Source organism: Bilifractor sp. LCP21S3_A7 (assembly GCF_052118825.1).
Taxonomy (GTDB): domain Bacteria; phylum Bacillota; class Clostridia; order Lachnospirales; family Lachnospiraceae; genus Bilifractor.
The window spans coordinates 184,707-200,400 of the sequence record NZ_JBQKGL010000005.1 but is presented as its reverse complement, the minus strand read 5'-3'; the positions used below and the strand labels follow the sequence as shown (position 1 = coordinate 200,400).

Annotated in this window: 22 protein-coding genes; 20 read left to right on the top strand and 2 right to left on the bottom strand. The window is 47.5% G+C overall.

Annotation, left to right across the window (positions count from 1 at the left end; translation table 11 throughout):
* Window positions 1-122: 122 nt before the first annotated feature.
* Genes ACTQ1O_RS06550 through ACTQ1O_RS06515 form a run of 8 tightly spaced genes read left to right on the top strand, consistent with a single transcriptional unit; the run spans window position 123 to window position 6,012 of the window.
* Window positions 123-839, top strand: coding sequence for a rolling circle replication-associated protein (locus ACTQ1O_RS06550; protein WP_441486606.1), 717 nt, complete (start codon window positions 123-125; stop codon window positions 837-839).
* A complete protein-coding gene (locus ACTQ1O_RS06545) occupies window positions 840-1,256 on the top strand; it encodes a hypothetical protein (protein ID WP_441486605.1) in 417 nt (138 codons plus the stop codon).
* Between the two features lie 2 nt (window positions 1,257-1,258).
* Window positions 1,259-1,756: a hypothetical protein gene (locus ACTQ1O_RS06540; RefSeq protein ID WP_441486604.1), complete on the top strand. Its 498-nt coding sequence runs from the start codon at window positions 1,259-1,261 to the stop codon at window positions 1,754-1,756.
* Window positions 1,753-3,477: a PcfJ domain-containing protein gene (locus ACTQ1O_RS06535; RefSeq protein WP_441486603.1), complete on the top strand. Its 1,725-nt coding sequence runs from the start codon at window positions 1,753-1,755 to the stop codon at window positions 3,475-3,477. Before ACTQ1O_RS06540 ends, ACTQ1O_RS06535 begins: the two co-directional genes overlap by 4 nt.
* Before the next feature lie 9 nt (window positions 3,478-3,486).
* Window positions 3,487-4,908: a hypothetical protein gene (locus tag ACTQ1O_RS06530; RefSeq protein ID WP_441486602.1), complete on the top strand. Its 1,422-nt coding sequence runs from the start codon at window positions 3,487-3,489 to the stop codon at window positions 4,906-4,908.
* Entirely contained in the window at window positions 4,884-5,267 is a 384-nt protein-coding gene (locus ACTQ1O_RS06525) for a hypothetical protein (RefSeq protein ID WP_441486601.1), read from the top strand. The genes ACTQ1O_RS06530 and ACTQ1O_RS06525 overlap by 25 nt, the downstream gene beginning before the upstream one ends.
* Complete coding sequence (locus ACTQ1O_RS06520; RefSeq protein WP_441486600.1) at window positions 5,264-5,605, top strand: hypothetical protein; 342 nt, start codon at window positions 5,264-5,266, stop codon at window positions 5,603-5,605. The genes ACTQ1O_RS06525 and ACTQ1O_RS06520 overlap by 4 nt, the downstream gene beginning before the upstream one ends.
* Window positions 5,606-5,634: 29 nt before the next feature.
* Window positions 5,635-6,012 carry a hypothetical protein gene (locus ACTQ1O_RS06515; RefSeq protein ID WP_441486599.1) on the top strand — a complete coding sequence of 126 codons (378 nt, stop codon included), beginning with the start codon at window positions 5,635-5,637 and terminating at the stop codon, window positions 6,010-6,012.
* 332 nt (window positions 6,013-6,344) lie between these two features.
* Here the strand turns inward: ACTQ1O_RS06515 and ACTQ1O_RS06510 are convergent, their stop codons facing one another.
* Both ACTQ1O_RS06510 and ACTQ1O_RS06505 read right to left on the bottom strand, forming a co-directional pair.
* Complete coding sequence (locus tag ACTQ1O_RS06510) at window positions 6,345-6,737, bottom strand: type II toxin-antitoxin system HicB family antitoxin (RefSeq protein WP_441486598.1); 393 nt, start codon at window positions 6,735-6,737, stop codon at window positions 6,345-6,347.
* A gap of 31 nt (window positions 6,738-6,768) precedes the next feature.
* Entirely contained in the window at window positions 6,769-6,957 is a 189-nt protein-coding gene (locus ACTQ1O_RS06505; protein WP_441476596.1) for a type II toxin-antitoxin system HicA family toxin, read from the bottom strand.
* A gap of 91 nt (window positions 6,958-7,048) precedes the next feature.
* On the opposite strand from ACTQ1O_RS06505, the gene dut reads away from it, so the two are divergent.
* The 12 genes from dut (at window position 7,049) to ACTQ1O_RS06445 (ending at window position 15,694) form a co-directional block, all read left to right on the top strand.
* A complete protein-coding gene (dut, locus tag ACTQ1O_RS06500; protein WP_441486597.1) occupies window positions 7,049-7,462 on the top strand; it encodes a dUTP diphosphatase in 414 nt (137 codons plus the stop codon).
* Window positions 7,459-7,959, top strand: coding sequence for a hypothetical protein (locus ACTQ1O_RS06495; protein WP_441486596.1), 501 nt, complete (start codon window positions 7,459-7,461; stop codon window positions 7,957-7,959). Before dut ends, ACTQ1O_RS06495 begins: the two co-directional genes overlap by 4 nt.
* 150 nt (window positions 7,960-8,109) lie before the next feature.
* Entirely contained in the window at window positions 8,110-8,535 is a 426-nt protein-coding gene (locus ACTQ1O_RS06490) for a hypothetical protein (protein ID WP_441486595.1), read from the top strand.
* Window positions 8,536-9,110: 575 nt separating this feature from the next.
* Complete coding sequence (locus ACTQ1O_RS06485; RefSeq protein ID WP_441486594.1) at window positions 9,111-9,299, top strand: hypothetical protein; 189 nt, start codon at window positions 9,111-9,113, stop codon at window positions 9,297-9,299.
* Between the two features lie 114 nt (window positions 9,300-9,413).
* Window positions 9,414-9,632, top strand: a complete 219-nt coding sequence (locus ACTQ1O_RS06480; protein ID WP_441486593.1) for a hypothetical protein — start codon at window positions 9,414-9,416, stop codon at window positions 9,630-9,632.
* A complete protein-coding gene (locus tag ACTQ1O_RS06475) occupies window positions 9,629-10,066 on the top strand; it encodes an HNH endonuclease (RefSeq protein ID WP_441486592.1) in 438 nt (145 codons plus the stop codon). The genes ACTQ1O_RS06480 and ACTQ1O_RS06475 overlap by 4 nt, the downstream gene beginning before the upstream one ends.
* A gap of 111 nt (window positions 10,067-10,177) precedes the next feature.
* Window positions 10,178-10,660 carry a phage terminase small subunit P27 family gene (locus tag ACTQ1O_RS06470; protein WP_441486591.1) on the top strand — a complete coding sequence of 161 codons (483 nt, stop codon included), beginning with the start codon at window positions 10,178-10,180 and terminating at the stop codon, window positions 10,658-10,660.
* A gap of 10 nt (window positions 10,661-10,670) precedes the next feature.
* A complete protein-coding gene (locus ACTQ1O_RS06465) occupies window positions 10,671-12,407 on the top strand; it encodes a terminase large subunit (protein ID WP_441486590.1) in 1,737 nt (578 codons plus the stop codon).
* The gene (locus tag ACTQ1O_RS06460; protein WP_441486589.1) at window positions 12,408-13,682 is read left to right on the top strand and encodes a phage portal protein; all 1,275 of its coding nucleotides are present in this window, start codon (window positions 12,408-12,410) and stop codon (window positions 13,680-13,682) included. It abuts the gene before it with no gap.
* Window positions 13,669-14,349 carry a head maturation protease, ClpP-related gene (locus ACTQ1O_RS06455; RefSeq protein ID WP_441486588.1) on the top strand — a complete coding sequence of 227 codons (681 nt, stop codon included), beginning with the start codon at window positions 13,669-13,671 and terminating at the stop codon, window positions 14,347-14,349. Before ACTQ1O_RS06460 ends, ACTQ1O_RS06455 begins: the two co-directional genes overlap by 14 nt.
* Window positions 14,350-14,378: 29 nt before the next feature.
* Window positions 14,379-15,527, top strand: coding sequence for a phage major capsid protein (locus tag ACTQ1O_RS06450; protein WP_441486587.1), 1,149 nt, complete (start codon window positions 14,379-14,381; stop codon window positions 15,525-15,527).
* Window positions 15,524-15,694 (top strand): hypothetical protein, encoded by a 171-nt coding sequence (locus ACTQ1O_RS06445; protein WP_441476469.1) that lies wholly within the window; start codon window positions 15,524-15,526, stop codon window positions 15,692-15,694. The genes ACTQ1O_RS06450 and ACTQ1O_RS06445 overlap by 4 nt, the downstream gene beginning before the upstream one ends.

Here is a 15,694-nt window from a genome sequence, read left to right as displayed (position 1 = left end):
CAAATTGGTATAAATTTATCTGCAATTAAATTGTATGCCACATCACACAAAAAGTCAATAAAAACAGGGGCCCGAAAGGCCCTTTCGAACTCGATTAGGTTATTAAAGATAGGTACAGGGCAGTGGCATACAGACAACGGAAATATGTGTTCCGGAATGCGATTGAGGTGGAGCAGTACCATTCACAGAGATACGGACCTCCCGGAGGGAGAAGCCCGAAAGAGAAACCGACACCGGAACAGATGGAAAAGATAAACCACCGGCTGAAGGTGAAGACATGCCGGCATAAACTGAGACAGAATTTTGACATCAACGATTATTTCGTCTGCTTGTCCTACCGGGTAGAAGAAAGACCGGAGAGTATGGAGCAGGCAAAGAAAGACTGGCAGCGGTTCATAACCAAAGTCAGAAGAGAATATAAAAAACGGGGAGAGGACCTGAAGTGGATCCGGAACATAGAGGTGGGAAGCCGGGGAGCCTGGCACACACACCTGATTATGAACCGGATCCCAGACACGGACATCATCATTGCGAAGTGCTGGACACACGGAAGGATTTGGCACGAGTTGCTTCACGACCGGGGAGAATTCCGGGAGCTGGCCGAATACGTGACAAAAGATGAAAAATCGGATCCGAGATTAAAAGAGGCCAGTTATTCAACCTCGAGGAATCTGCCAACGCCAGAACCAAAGAAAAGAGACTGCAAGAGGAAGACCTGGCCGTCAAAGATGTGGTGCCCGAAAGGATTCTACATCGACAAGGACAGCATCGAAGAAGGGATAAACCGGATGGGTTACGAATACCGGAGCTATACGGTATTGCGGACGAGGAGGATTTAAGTGGACATAAGAATTTACATAGGGGTATCGACCAAAAGCCCGAAAAAGTCGCAGCGGAAGATCTGCTATCTTCTGTCCTGTGAAAAAGACGGAAAAGAAGAAACCCGCGGAGGAGAGCCGGAAGAAGTGACCGAAACCTATCACGGTGCCACGGTGATAGCCGTGAGCCGTGCGCTGAAGCGGATCACCGGGCCGTGCCGGGTCACGATCTACGCGGAGGATTCCTGGACAATGAACATGATCACTACACAGATGCCGGCATGGGCAAAGAACGGATTCCGGGACAAAAAGGGGAAACCAATGCATCTGCAGCAGGAGTGGATGCAGATCTGGCTGATATCCAAGGAACATGACCTGAATACAGAGACCGGGACACATAAGTTCACTGAATGGATGAAAGAGCGGATGGAGGGATAAACATGTATGACATTTTCGGAGAGATGGGATCCGCGGAAGAACTGAATACTTTGGCGGAGAATCTGGTAAACGAAGGAGATATTGATTCGTTAAAGAAATTAGCGGAAGAAAACGGAATCGAAGAAGAATATGCTCTCGACTTCGCAAATGGTGACAGCGAAATCTTCGTAGACGCCACAATGGCAGCGGAAGGAAAGCTGTTTATCGAAGGCGAAGCCCTGAAACCGAAAGGAATTATGCAGGACTGGCTTTCCTACATCGAGGCCGAGGCGTTCGAGGATGAAGAAATGGCAAAGGCAATACGAAAAAACGGGAAGAGCCTGAAAGGATGCATAGCCGCATTGATGGAACTGTCATTCAAAAACCGAAAGCAGGTAGATAAAGAAATTATCGAAATGGTGAATTTAAAACCCAAGCCTTCACGCGTGGAATTCTATGTACCCAACATGCGCGAAGCGAAAGAAATCATCAGAAAGTACTATCTGGGGGATCGGAAATGAAAAAGAAAGAACTCCTCGCGGCGCTTCCCGATCAAATGCCGGACGACAACACCGCAAAGACGATAAAAACCACGGAAGGAAAAGCGCTGATGATTCTCCTGCCGGAGCATAAAGCAACATACAACTTTAAGAATGTACATGGAATCATACATTTTGTGTGGAAGAACGGGTATCTGACATACTATCCGGAAGTTGGTATCTGGACACGGCAGGCATACAGAAATATCCAATCTTGGTTCAAAAAATACGGATTCGGTGATAATTCCAAAGAAGAAGTTTCCCGGTTAACGGGAACGGAATGCATAGATGTAGAGCGCGAGATCAGAGAGTACGAAACAAATATTGATTACAAAAAGTGGAAAAAGTCGCAAAACCGAAGGGCGGAGAAAATAGCAAAAGAAGCAGAAGAAGCGCCGGCGCTTCCAAAAGGCTTTCGGGACTGGTGCAGAAAACAAATTCCAACGCTGAAAAAAAGGCAGAGACACCTGCACGGGAGGAAATATGTCCAGATGTTTCAGCCATGCGCAAATGGAATGTATGTCGAACGCAATTTCAGAATCGAATTTGACGTAACGAAAGAGGAGACATCATACAGCCTGACAGAAATCATCCGAGCTTTCAGCTTTGTGCCGATCGGGAAATGGGAGATGTGGTATTACGGAGTAGTTCGGGGGAAAATCGGACGCGAACAAATATGGTGGGACCGGAAAGGCGGGACGCAGGTAAATAATTGTCCGAATCGGATGATTTTATACAAAAAGAACCTGCCGGAGCTGGGCCTGCCGGAACATGTCGTGAAGACCCTGCAATCAATGAATATACCGATGGATTACGGACAGCTTGCGGTCACAGCTGACAATTATCCGGAGATAGAGCGGCTGATAAAAAACGGACTGGAACAGTTGACCTATGACATTGTAATGTACGCAAACGGAATGAACCGGGAAGAAAATCTGAAAGCAATCAAAAAACTTTCCACTCAGCAGAGAAGGAGAATTGCCGGGGTAAGCGGAGGAATATACGAAGCGGAAACTTTGCTCGACCATCCGGAAACCACAGACAAAACACTTGATGTTCTGACATCAATCAAGGACACAGAAAAGAAAACACTGATCATCACGGCAGCGGAAGGCCTGAACCTGAACCATATCGTAACACTACTGGAGAAAACAGAAGCCATGAAGACAGATGAAATCAGGGAATACCGGGATTACCTGAACATGGCCAAAGCAAGAGGAATGAATATTTCAGATGAGATTGTTTACCGGAACAAGAAATGGCGAACCTACCACGCGAAGTACATAGAGGAAAAGGAAGCGGACGAAGACAAAGAAATCAATAGGAAATACCAGAATATTATCAACGATTACGAAGAAAACTGCCGGGAGTTCCAGGCGGCAGCGGGAGACTATTTGTTCCTGGTTCCGCGATCCGCCTCAGACATCCGGAACGAGGGAAGATTGCAGCACCATTGCGTAGGCCGCGCCGGATACATCGAAAAGATGAATAAAAGAGAGAGCTTCATCGTTTTTCTGCGGAAGACAGCGGAACCAGAGGTTCCATATTACACCATCGAAACCGACGGAACCAGGATCATCCAGGCATACGGTGCATATGACCGCAAACCCGACTGGGACACGGTAAACAAGCTCTTACAGAAGTGGATCCGGGAAGTGCGAAAGCGAAAGGCGAGACTGGAATTGAAGACAGCGGTCGGATAAGGAGAAGAAATGGAATATGTGCAGATGACGCTCGACGACTGGGCGGAAATGAAGAAAAAGCTGGAAGAAGATCTGAACGGCGTCGCGGTATCCTTCGTGAAAATCGGGTACACGCTCCGGAAGATTGAAGACGGGAAGTTCTACGAGCGGGATGGCTATTCTTCCATCGCAGAGTTCGCAAAGAAGGAATACGGGCTTTCCCCTTCGACCGTTTCGCGGTTCATGTCGATCAACAAAAGATATTCGGTTGACGGATATTCAGAAAAACTCCGGCCCGAGTTTGACGGGCTGGGAAGCAGCAAACTGACGGAGATGCTGGCTCTGCCGGAGAGCGATTTTTCTATGATCACAACAGATACACCACGAGAAACCATTCGGGAACTGAAGGATTTCAACAAATCTGAAGAAGAGGGCACCGCGGACCGGGATAAATTCCTTGCTGAATTTTTTATCGGATGCAGTGGAGAGTGGAAATACACAGACCTGTCGGCCGATCAGATCAAAGAGGCACTGAATCCTTCCGGGAGCCGGGTATACCGGAAAGGAAAGTTCTTCATGGCTTTCTACGATTACGACGTAAAGATCAAGAAATTCGGCCAGGATCCAGAGACGCTGACCTGGGACCAGCTGTCTGCCTGGATCCAACAGCACCTCGAAGAAATCAAAGAAGTGCAGAAAGAAGAAACAACAGGAGGACCAGAAGAGAAGACCGTTGCGCCGGCGCAAAAACCCGCGGGATACAGGAACTTACTGTATCCGGAGGGCTCTGAAGAACCGCAGAATACGGAAGAAAAGGTGCCGGAAAACGCGGGGAAATACCAGGAAAATCCGGAGGATACGGAAAAATCCGAAGAAGAGGCAGTTGCGCCGGCGCAAAAGCCCGCGGGATACAATAACTTACTGTATACGGAGGGCTCTGAGGAAGAGGAAGAAAAGCAGGCAGACAACGAAAAAAGGACTGAAAAAGCGGATATTTCAGAGGATGAAGCTATTCCGAAGACCACAAAAGAGCCCGAAACGGCAGCGGATCCAGATGAACAGACACAAAAACCCGCGGGATACAGGAACTTACTGTATCCGGAAGGCTCTGAAGAGGATGAAAATCCCGCAAAAATTGAGGAAGAAGTACCGGAAAACACGGGAAAACACCAGGAGGAAGCTGAATCAACCGACAACGCGCCAGTTGCGCGGGCGCAAAAGCCCGCCACATACAATAACTTACTGTATACGGAGGCCTCTCGAGAAGAAGGAGGAAAGCTGTCAGACAACGAAGAAATAACTGACATCCTCGAGTTGGATAGCAGGCTGACGACTGCAATTTGTGACAAGAGGTGGGAAGGCGCCCTGAAAATCATGGAAGAGATGATGGAAGCCGTAAAAGAAAAGATCAGAAGGGAGGCTATAGAATGGATGAACAGGAAGGAAAACTAAAAGAAAATTTCGGAATCTGCAGGTTTTGTGGACAGGTGATTATGGTAAAGGCAGAGGAAGACGCGACCGAACAGGAACTGAATACCCTCGCCACAGATAAATGCGAGTGCGAAGGGGCAAGGAAATGGCAGGAAATGCAGGATCAGAAAGCATTCGCAGAAGCAAAAATAAAGGAAGTCTGCGCAAACGAAACCGTGAGGGATGTGCTGATTAGCCAGGTCGAAAACATCCAGCGTAACTCCTTCAGGAGCATCCAGATCACAACAGAGGATGGCGTAGCCTTTGCGATTCGAAGGACAACGACAGGTAAGTTAAAAATCAAAGCCAAAGAGATTACGGTGGTGGAGGCAGAGGCATGATCTATCCAAAGCGCCCAAGGAAAAAGCGACGGCAGCGGCACGCAAAGAGCATATTTATTCAGGCTCCGGGGACATGCTATTTGTGCGAGCTGGAAGGAGATTATTCACAGAAATACACCGAACTTCACCACATATTCGATGGACCAAACAGAAGAATCAGTGAAGCAAATGGCCTGACAGTAAGACTTTGTCTGAAACACCACAGAGAAGGGAAAGAAGCAGTCCACAACAATGCGGAAAAAATGCGGCTGCTGCAAAGAACCGCACAGACGAAGTTCGAAGAAAACCATTCGAGAAAAGAATTCATGCGCCTGATTGGAAGAAACTACCTGGAATAGCCGATTGGAAAGCAGAGCAGGAGGAAAGTATGACAAAGGCAGAAGCGTGGGACGTTGTGTCTGGAATTGTGGAAAACATAGATGCAGATGACATGACACAGCTGATTGAACGTTTGGACGATTTATTGCGGAAACAAATTGACACAGAGAAGAAATTAAACAAAGCAGCAAAGGAACGGCAGGTCATTGTGACATGGTACAGGCCTGCGGAGAAGGATCCTCCGGCAGACTATAGCGTAATAATCACCTTTTCCGGGAAATTGCAGAATGCTGAATACAACCACGCATTTGGCATAGCTTCGTATTTTCCGGGAGAAGGATGGATGATTGATGGTATGGATGAGAACGCATCAGACAGAATGACGATCGAAGCCTGGGCGGATCTTAATCCATATGGATTGGAGTGAATAGAGACGATGAATGACACAAGAGAAGAAGAGCTGAGAGCAGCGGCACAAAAAATGAAATCTGCTTGCAGGGCATATTACGACAGCGATGATAGCTGTAGTGAGTGCCCTGCATATATCGAGAACAGGTTGACCGGAGAAACAAGGTGCTATTTTTCTGAAACATGGACAGATCCGTGCGATTGGGATTTGTGAGGCCGGAATTGGCCCAATTATCGTTCAAAAATTAAGCGAACCCGTTGGAAAGTCTAACAGGTTAAACTGTTCGGAAATACAGAACGATTCATTAAAAAACGCCAGGGATTTAAGATCCCCGGCGTAGAGATAAAGATTTACGCAAGACGCTGAAGCAGTCCTTCTTGAAGCACCTTAGAGCAGTTGATATTGCGCTTATCAGCCATAGCGGCCATCCATGCAGGGAGAGAAACATTCTTCCGTACAGAACGGTCATCGGTCTGCGCGCGATATTCCAATGTGTCAATTTGGATAAGCGATTTAATAGCTCCGCTCGGAGCATCGATCATATCCTGCGGCGACGGCGGATTAATGGTGTCACCGTTATCTTCGGCGACAACAAGCCAGCCGCTTGCCGCATCAGTGATTTGATCAATGGCGTCGCTGAGGCTGTTCCCGGTTGTAATACACCCGGGTAGATCAGGAACACGAGCAAAGAATTTCGTTCCGTCATCGGAGGACATAAAAACAGCGGTATAGATATATTTCATAAACAACACTCCTTTCAGGGAGGAGAGCCTTTCAGCTCTCCTGATTGTGTTTGATTTCTTTCTTGATGTATCGCAGGTCGTATTCGTCGAAATCATGACGTTTCAGCGGAATTGTTTTTCTGAGTTCAGGATTTCGGTACTGATCATGATTCTTTCCGTGCCTGGCGAATTCATAACCGGCTTCCTGCAATGCTTTTACTGCTTTATCATGTGGCGTCATCTTTATCTCCTTTCTGATTATATTATACACACTAATACACAACGAGTCAATAGTAATACACAATATTACACAAAATAGGAGAACAAAATAAATGAAAGTCGTACTAGATGAAGGGGCTCATATACCGGAGAAGGCACACAGAGCCGATGCAGGATATGACCTCAGAACACCAAAGAGAGTTGTACTTCGCAGACACGAGAGTGTTTGCATCGATACCGGAGTGCACGTGCAGATTCCGGATGGATGGTTCGGCCAGATGTTCAGTAAATCTGGGCTGCATGTGAAGCATGATATTGTATCACTCGGCGGAACAGTGGACAGCCACTACACCGGAAGCATTGTTGTGAAGCTCTACAATCTCGGCAACGAGGACTATGTGTTCGAAGCGGGAGACAAGATTGTACAGATCGTATTCATGCCTTGCGGAAGCTTCAGCCTGACACAAGTGGATGAGCTGGAAGAAACCGAACGGGGAGACCGTGGGTTTGGGAGCAGCGGGAAATGAAAGAACCAAGAAAATATGAATACAACGGTATGATGCTGACGCAGAAAGAAATCTGCATCCGCACTGGAATATCACAATCAACTATGTCAAACCGACTAAGGAGCGGGATGACAGCTGCAGAAGCAGTTGCGCAGGGAATTAACCCGGGAAAAATCACACACAGGTCGACAGAGGCCATTAAAACGGGAGCGTTCATCGAATCCACAAAACGAGGAACTGACATGCAGCGGGTCATGGAGGTATTTGAGACCGACAGCACAGGGCAACGGAGAAAGAGGTGGAAATTCCTCAGTGAGAATGAAATTTACAAAATTAAGGAAAATTGCCGAAAATGTGAACACGCCTCAATGACCGGAACAACGGTATCAGGATGCAGCTATTATGATAATGTCGGACATTGCAGGAGGTGCGATCCCCGAGATTGTAAATCACTAGGGTTCTTTGAAAAAAAGAAGCGAGGCCCGAAGCGGCACAAGTTACCAGGTGTATTTCATTGACAAAGCGTCCCACGCATGGAAACCAACAAAAATTCTGGAGCAAAAATAAAAACAAAAAGTAGATGTAATTGTGTGCCTGCAACATGTTGACAAAACCTTTCCCTGGGCGTGGGCAGGGAGAAAGGAGGCACATAATTTGGGGGGAGAAAGATGCCAAAAGCAAGAGCCGGATGGAAACGCGGAGAGTATAAGCTGGAGAATCATGAATTTTATATGGCTCTTCACTTTGCTTTGCAATACAACAAATGGGTCGATAGATACAACGCCATTGCCGACACGTCAAAAGCAATCACATATGACACTGATCGGGTGCAGACAAGCCCGAATCCGGACGAGGTTGAAAATACAGCAATTGAGCTTGCAGAGCTTAAGGAGAATATTAATGCCGTCGAGGAGACGGCAAAGGCAGCGGATCCGTGTATCTGGATGTATATCTTAAAGGCTGCCACAAACGAGGGAATCACTTACAATTACTTGAAAAATGTAATGATGATTCCATGCAGCAGAAATTATTATTATGATCGTCGGCACAAGTTTTACTATCTTCTTTCAAAAAAAATCAAGGTAAAAACGTAAAGTGTGGGACTCAGGGGACAAGTCAATATGTTATCTTTATAGCATGGTAGTCTGGAAAGAGTGATGACGGCACTTTTTCCGAGATGCCGCGGGGCGTCGCGCATGGCCAAAACTATTGTTCCTCCGAACACATAAATGAACCCATATGATTCTTTTCTTAATTTGACGCCCCGCTTAATAAATACTGAACTTCTTTCTGATAATGCTTGACATACGTTAACGTATATGATATTATAATATCAGAAAGGAGGTAAGAAGATGGGAAAGAAAAAGAAACACAAAAAGAGCCTTATCCAGATCATTATCAAATTGATGTTTGCGACCGCCGCAATCATCACATCGATAGCAGAACTGATAAAGGCTCTCAAGTAGCGGAGGGGCGCAAGCCCCTTCAAAGGAATTATACCCCATCTAAAGAAATATGAAAACCAGATTTAATGTAATTTTTCTTGCGGCATCTGCATTCCTGTTTTGCGTCACAGACAAAAGCGTTGCATCGTGTGTTCTTCTTTTATCCGCTGGTGTCAACATGCTGATATCTGCATTAAACGAATTAGAACACTGGAGGGCGGAAAATGGAAGAAAGTAAAAAGCAGCGGCCACAAGACAAATGGGACGCAAAGGCCGGAGTGAAGACCCGTGGATACAAATTACACACAGCGATAGCGGATCAGTTTCGTGACGCGTGCAAGTCAGCGGGGATCAGCCAGGCAAGAGCACTTGAGGAACTAATGAAAGAGTTTATTGAACAACACAAGAAGTAACAAAGAAGGGACAGCTTAACCGGCTGTCCTTTTTCATGCGCAAAAGTGAGGGAGAGCGAATGGTTGGTTTTATTATCGGGCTGCTGATCGGGGCGGGTGGAATGCTGTTTAGTATTGCGGTGGTACAGTCTGGTGATCATTGAGGGCGAAAAGATGAACGGAGAACGGTATAGGGATCCGACAGCTGATGAGGCAGTGAAGCATGCAGACCGGACACCGGAGTCGGTGATGAAGGTGATCTACCTGCTTCGGGATATTGCAGGCCTTGCCGGGTTTGAGATTGTCGGGCGGATCTGTCTGAAGGACAAGAGCAGCGGGAGAGAATGGCGATGATTACAAAGCAGTGTAGCTTTTGCGGCAAGTGGATTCCGGTTGATCAGACATGCAGCTGCAGGGCAGCGGTGATGAAGAAACGCAACAGGGAGAGACACAAGGACTACGACACCCATCGGCGGAATAGAGAGGCGACAGGCTTCTACCAATCGAGAGAATGGAAGTGTACACGGGAGGCTGTACTTAATCTGGATCAGGGTATTGATGTTTATCGGTATATGACAGACGGAACGATTGTGCCAGCCGACACGGCGCATCATATCATTCCTCTCCGCGATGATTGGAGCAAACGACTAGACAAGAACAATCTTATGAGCGTCGCCGGGACCACGCACGGACGGATTGAAGACGAATATAAGAGGCTTGGCAAGCATGAGATGGAGCGAAGATTGACGGAAATGCTGCGAAGATATCGGAAGGAAATGGTGGAGTAATACCCAAGGGGGTATTGAAAAAGTTTTCTGACAATTCCCAAAAACCGCACGTTCCTCTCAAGCTTACGCAAAAATCCAAATGGAACTCTTTCCGGAAGGAGGTGAGCGCCGATGAAAGGGAAGGCAAGGAAACCATTATCCTCGCAAAAAGGGCATATTACCCGCGAGAAAATCATTCAGCTGCAGATGGAGCAGGAAGCGGTCCAGACAGAGTCGGACGAAATCGAGCGCCCGCCTGTCTGGCTTGTAGATAAAGAGGCCAGAAAAGAGTGGAGACGCGTAGTTCCGCAGTTAAAGGAAATTGGAGTTGTCGGAAACCTGGACCGTGCAAACATTGCAGGATACTGCAATGCCTACGCACAGTATCGGTACTATACGGAGGAGATCAAGCAGATCCGAACGCTGGAACGACCGCTGAACGACTATGAGCTGAAAGTGATTGGGGCTGCAGCAAATATGCAGATCAAGTACGCACAGGAGCTCCGGAGGTTTGCTGATATGTGCGGAATGTCCGTCTCGAGCCGACTGAAGGCGGCGGCGGAGAAGACCAACAAGACAGAAGACCGGATTCAGTCCGAGTTCGGAGCGATCTGAGGAATGCCATGTGACTATATTAGACGAAATCACACAATATGCAGAGGACTGCATTGACGGAACAATAGTTTCGTGCACGAAACACAGATATGCCTGTCAACGGCTATTGAACGACCTTGAAAAGACAGAAAATCCAGAATATCTCTATGAGTGGAATGAGCAGAAGGCAAAGGAAATTGTAGACTGGTTCGCCCTGTTTAAGCACAGCAAGGGAGTGCTTGCCGGCACCCCGATCATCCTGACGACATGGCAGAAGTTTATGGTCTGTCAACTGTACGGATGGAGAAACAAAAAGACCGGAGGAAAACGGTTTACAAAAATGTTTGAAGAGGTTGCCAGGAAGAACGCAAAATCGCAGACGCTTGGTGGTATTGCTCTGTACGAATTGGCTGTCGAAAGTACCAGACATGGAGAGGTGTACGAAGAGTACACTGCCGGAGTGAAACGGGATCAGTCAAAGATTGTATTTGACGAATGCGGACTGATGTCTCGAGGCTCCATCCTTCAAACAAAATTCAAATTCAACCGAAATGAGATTGTGCATATCAAATCGGGGTCGTTTTTGAAACCGCTGTCGAAGGACGATGGAAAAAGCGGAGACGGAACAAACGGAGCCGTGTACATTCTGGACGAATACCATCAGCACCAGAACACGGATTTTTACGACCTGGCATTGGGATCCAACACAAAAGAATCTCTGCTAATGATCATTACTACCGCTGGGAAAGACCTGAACGTCCCATGCTATCAGCAGGAATACACATACTGCTCAAATGTACTCAATCCGAATGTTGATGTATGGAATGACGAATATCTGATAGACATCATGGAGCTTGACCCGGAAGACTACGCAGATCCGAGCCATATCCCAGAGGAGACGTGGATAAAAGCGAATCCGATCCGGATGACATATCCGGAAGGCCGAAAGAAAATCCGGCAGGAATATAAGCTTGCCTGTCAGATCCCGGAAAAGATGACCGCATGGCTCACAAAAATGGGGGATGTGTGGGTACAGGCAAAGAAAAACGGCTACATGGATATGGAGAAATGGAAGGCGTGCGAAGTGAAAAGGCTGCCGATCGATTTGAGGGGGATGGATGTATATTGCGGAGTGGACCTGTCAAAAAAAATCGACCTAACTTCCGTAGCGTGGGTTTTCCCATACAGAAACGGGGAAGACGTGAACTATATTGTTTCCGAGCACAGCTTTATTCCAAACAGGGAAAAGCTTATGGAACATATAGCTGTGGACCATTTTCCGTACGATGCAGCGGAGCGGGCCGGGCTGATTACAGTTACGAACACGCCGATCGTTGATCAGTCCGCGGTTATGGAGTACATCAAAACAGCCGCAAAGGAAAACATGTGGAATGTTGTATCTGTTTGTTACGATCCTTCCGGAGCCTCAAAGTTCGCTATGGATATGGCGGCGGAAGGGTATGACATGAAAGAGGTATATCAGTCGCAAAAAAGCCTGAACGACGCAACGCTTGGATTCCGCGAAGCTGTGTATTCCGGGAAGGTCATTTATCTTCCGGATGCGCTGCTGAATTTCTGCATCTCGAATGCTGTCACGCGGACGGCAAACGGAATGATAAAGATCGATAAGGACGCAAGCCGGCAGAGGATCGACCCTGTTGATGCGGTCCTTTGTGCTTTTAAGCTCGCCATGTATTGGCAGACAGAACAAACGAAGAAACAGGACATTCTTGACGGAATAGACCGGTTTCTTGCTGAGGATTGGTAAATGGGAATATTTGATTTTTTCAAAAAAAGAAGATTGCGGAATCTGGCAGCAGCACTTAATGATTCAAGGATCCTCGAATGGTTGGGGATTGATCCAAAGAATACTCCGGCTATTCAAGAGGCCACATATTACACCTGTATCAAACTGCTGTCAGAGACGATGGGAAAACTCCCCTGGAAATATTATCAAGACACCGCAAGCGGGAGGATCAGAGCAGATCCTACGGAAATGACTGCGCTCCTTACAACAAGGCCGAATCCATACATGACACCATCCACTTTCTGGCAGACAATGGAGATGCTATGCCAGGAATACGGGAACGCCTTTGCTTGGGTGCAGTCGGACATTACAAAAACGGGAGAAGTACAAAAACCGTATCGCTGGCACTGGAGAGGACTGTGGATCATGCATCCGAAGGATATAACGATCTGGTATGACAATGCCGGGATCTTCGGGAAGAAGAACCAGATCCATTACCAGTACACCAACCCGCAGACGGGAGAGACCTTTCTTTTCGATTCATCGGAAGTGCTGCACTTTAAGACCTGGTATTCCAGGGATGGAGGATTGACAGGAGAACCGGTAAAAGTAATCCTGAGGGACACCATTCGTTCTCTGAGTCTGTCACAGCAGGCTATTACGAATAATTACGAACATGGTATGACGGCATCGATGGTGATGTACTACACGGATGAGCTGGACGATGACAGGATAAATAAATTGCAGGAAAAGTTCGCCAACCGCCTCATAACTCCGCAGAATGCCGGAAAGGTTGTGCCAGTCCCGCGAGGGCTGAAGCTCGAAAAGCTGAACAACAGTTTTGTGGATTCGCAGTTCTACGAACTGAAGAAATACAGCGCCTTGCAGATTGCTGCTGCATTCGGAATATCTCCGACGTTCCTGAACGACTATGAGAAGGCATCATACAGCAATTCGGAATCACAGAACATTTCGTTCCTTGTGAATACAATGCTTCCACGCGTGAAAATGTATGAGGAAGAGATCAATTATAAATGTCTGCTCCCGAAAGAACAGGAAGCAGGCTATTTTTATACCATGAATACAAACGCTCTACTCCGCACAGACGCAAAAACACAGGAAGAAATTGTTACCGGATACGTGAACAATGGCATTTACACACCGAACGAGGGCAGAAGAATGCTGCAGTTGCCGGACAAAGAAGGAGGAGACATCCTGATGTGCAACGGCAACTATATTCCGATCACACAAGTTGGAAAACAATATGGAAAGGAGGGAGACAATGGCGAGGATTGATATAAAGGGCGACATCATCACAAATGATGATGCATGGATTTATGATTGGATAGGATGGGATTACGTATGTCCGAAAGCGGTCAGGGACGCGATTGATTCTGCGAAACCAGACGAGACCATCGATGTTTACATCAACAGCCCCGGAGGTTATGTGAGCGCTGGACAAGAGATTTATTCCATGCTGAGAAATGATGCGCGGACGCGGATCCACATTGAAGGGCAGGCGTGCTCTGCGGCGTCAATTATTGCGATGGCGGGCCATTCGGACATTTCTCCGGTTGGCATGCTGATGATTCACAATGTGCAGGGGGCCGAACAGGGCGATTATCGAGACATGAAAAAAATGTCCGATGTACTGAAAGCCTTCAACAGCGCCCTGGCAGCGGCTTACGAAGAAAAAACCGGAAAAACCCATGAAGAAATCCTGAAAGCAATGGATAACGAGACATGGCTTACTGCGAACCAGTGTGTCGAGCTTGGCTTCATTGATGAGATTTCGGGGCCTTCAGGGCCTACCGGTATGATGATTAATGCAGTGGGCGGCATCCGACTGACCGAAGAAATCCGCAAAAAGGTTTTAGCAGAGAAAGCCAAAAAAGAGAGCGAGGAAGCCCAAAAGGCGGAACTCAACGAACTAATCAGCGATCTTGATGCGTTCGGCATCTGATCACATATTTTTAACATGGAGGTAATGAAATGAACAAAAAAGAACTTCTTGAACTGCTGAACAGCATCGAGACAAAGAAAGTGGAGGTAAAGAACCTCGCGAATGCCGGAAAGCTTGAAGAGGCAAAGAAGGCAAAAGAGGAGCTGAAAGCAATGCAGGAGAAGATGGATCTTCTGAAGGACATTGAACCTGCGGAGGATATCGAGAACCACGCAACACCGGTTCCGGGAGCAAATTTCGCCGGCGCAAAAGATCCGGTCAAGGATTTCGCCGACGCCGCGCGCCACGGATTCCGCAACTACAACAATGAAGGGACTGGAGCGGATGGCGGTTACACCGTGCCGCAGGACATTCAGACGCAGGTTAACACCCTTCGCGAGGCACAGTTCTCTCTTGCGTCCCTGGTATCTACGAAAAACGTCAGCACCTCTTCCGGCCGCAGGACCTATAAGACTCGTGCGCAGCACACCGGTTTCGAAAAGGTAGGCGAAGGCGGGAAGATCGGAAAGAAAGAAGGTCCGCAGTTCAGCATGATGAAATACAACATTTCCAAATATGGGGGATATCTTCCGGTAACAAACGAGCTTCTTTCTGATTCTGACCAGGAGATCACATCTATGCTGACACAGTGGCTTGCTGACGAAGACCTTGCAACCAGAAACTCCCTTGTGCTTGAAGCAATCGCAAAAGCACCAGAGGTCGATCTGAAGAACCTCGACGGAATCAAGAAAGCTGTAAATGTAACACTTGGTTCCAAGTTCTCCGGGCTGATTAAAATCGTCACAAACGATGACGGACTTCAGTATCTCGACACCCTGAAGGACAGCTCCGGAAGATATCTGCTTTCTGCGAATGCAAATGCAGCGGATCCGATCAAGAACGTGCTCGCGATCGGAACCAACAATATTCCGGTTGTGGTTGTTCCAAATGAGGTCCTTGCCAGCACAGCAGCGGATACCGCAAAGAAGATTCCGTTTAAAATCGGATCCTTTGCGGATTATGCGAAGATCTTTGACCGCCAGAAGATGAGCATTGCTGTCTCTTATGAGGCATCTGTCACAGACTTCAACGCATTCGAACAGGATATGACCCTGTTTCGAGCTATTGACCGGCTGGATTGCGAAGTCCTGGACGACAAGGCGATTGTAAACGGATATATTTCTGTGTCGGGGGAATGATAACCGCCGCCGAAGCTGACACCGACTCTGACGGAAAGCTTTCAGAGTCGGAATTATCCGCCCTGACGATCAGCCAGATCAGGGATGTGGCGGCGGAAAGAGGCTGGACAATAACGAAGACGAAAAAGGCTGACATCATAGCGGAGATTCTGGCACAGGAGGCGTAA

Bases quoted from the DNA above. Each gene is read 5' to 3' on its own strand.
- ACTQ1O_RS06540 (WP_441486604.1), top strand. From the start codon at position 1,259: ATGTATGACATTTTCGGAGAGATGGGATCCGCGGAAGAACTGAATACT.
- ACTQ1O_RS06535 (WP_441486603.1), top strand. From the start codon at position 1,753: ATGAAAAAGAAAGAACTCCTCGCGGCGCTTCCCGATCAAATGCCGGAC.
- ACTQ1O_RS06530 (WP_441486602.1), top strand. From the start codon at position 3,487: ATGGAATATGTGCAGATGACGCTCGACGACTGGGCGGAAATGAAGAAA.
- ACTQ1O_RS06525 (WP_441486601.1), top strand. From the start codon at position 4,884: ATGGATGAACAGGAAGGAAAACTAAAAGAAAATTTCGGAATCTGCAGG.
- ACTQ1O_RS06520 (WP_441486600.1), top strand. From the start codon at position 5,264: ATGATCTATCCAAAGCGCCCAAGGAAAAAGCGACGGCAGCGGCACGCA.
- ACTQ1O_RS06515 (WP_441486599.1), top strand. From the start codon at position 5,635: ATGACAAAGGCAGAAGCGTGGGACGTTGTGTCTGGAATTGTGGAAAAC.
- ACTQ1O_RS06510 (WP_441486598.1), bottom strand. From the start codon at position 6,737: ATGAAATATATCTATACCGCTGTTTTTATGTCCTCCGATGACGGAACG.
- ACTQ1O_RS06505 (WP_441476596.1), bottom strand. From the start codon at position 6,957: ATGACGCCACATGATAAAGCAGTAAAAGCATTGCAGGAAGCCGGTTAT.
- dut (WP_441486597.1), top strand. From the start codon at position 7,049: ATGAAAGTCGTACTAGATGAAGGGGCTCATATACCGGAGAAGGCACAC.
- ACTQ1O_RS06495 (WP_441486596.1), top strand. From the start codon at position 7,459: ATGAAAGAACCAAGAAAATATGAATACAACGGTATGATGCTGACGCAG.
- ACTQ1O_RS06490 (WP_441486595.1), top strand. From the start codon at position 8,110: ATGCCAAAAGCAAGAGCCGGATGGAAACGCGGAGAGTATAAGCTGGAG.
- ACTQ1O_RS06485 (WP_441486594.1), top strand. From the start codon at position 9,111: ATGGAAGAAAGTAAAAAGCAGCGGCCACAAGACAAATGGGACGCAAAG.
- ACTQ1O_RS06475 (WP_441486592.1), top strand. From the start codon at position 9,629: ATGATTACAAAGCAGTGTAGCTTTTGCGGCAAGTGGATTCCGGTTGAT.
- ACTQ1O_RS06470 (WP_441486591.1), top strand. From the start codon at position 10,178: ATGAAAGGGAAGGCAAGGAAACCATTATCCTCGCAAAAAGGGCATATT.
- ACTQ1O_RS06460 (WP_441486589.1), top strand. From the start codon at position 12,408: ATGGGAATATTTGATTTTTTCAAAAAAAGAAGATTGCGGAATCTGGCA.
- ACTQ1O_RS06455 (WP_441486588.1), top strand. From the start codon at position 13,669: ATGGCGAGGATTGATATAAAGGGCGACATCATCACAAATGATGATGCA.
- ACTQ1O_RS06450 (WP_441486587.1), top strand. From the start codon at position 14,379: ATGAACAAAAAAGAACTTCTTGAACTGCTGAACAGCATCGAGACAAAG.
- ACTQ1O_RS06445 (WP_441476469.1), top strand. From the start codon at position 15,524: ATGATAACCGCCGCCGAAGCTGACACCGACTCTGACGGAAAGCTTTCA.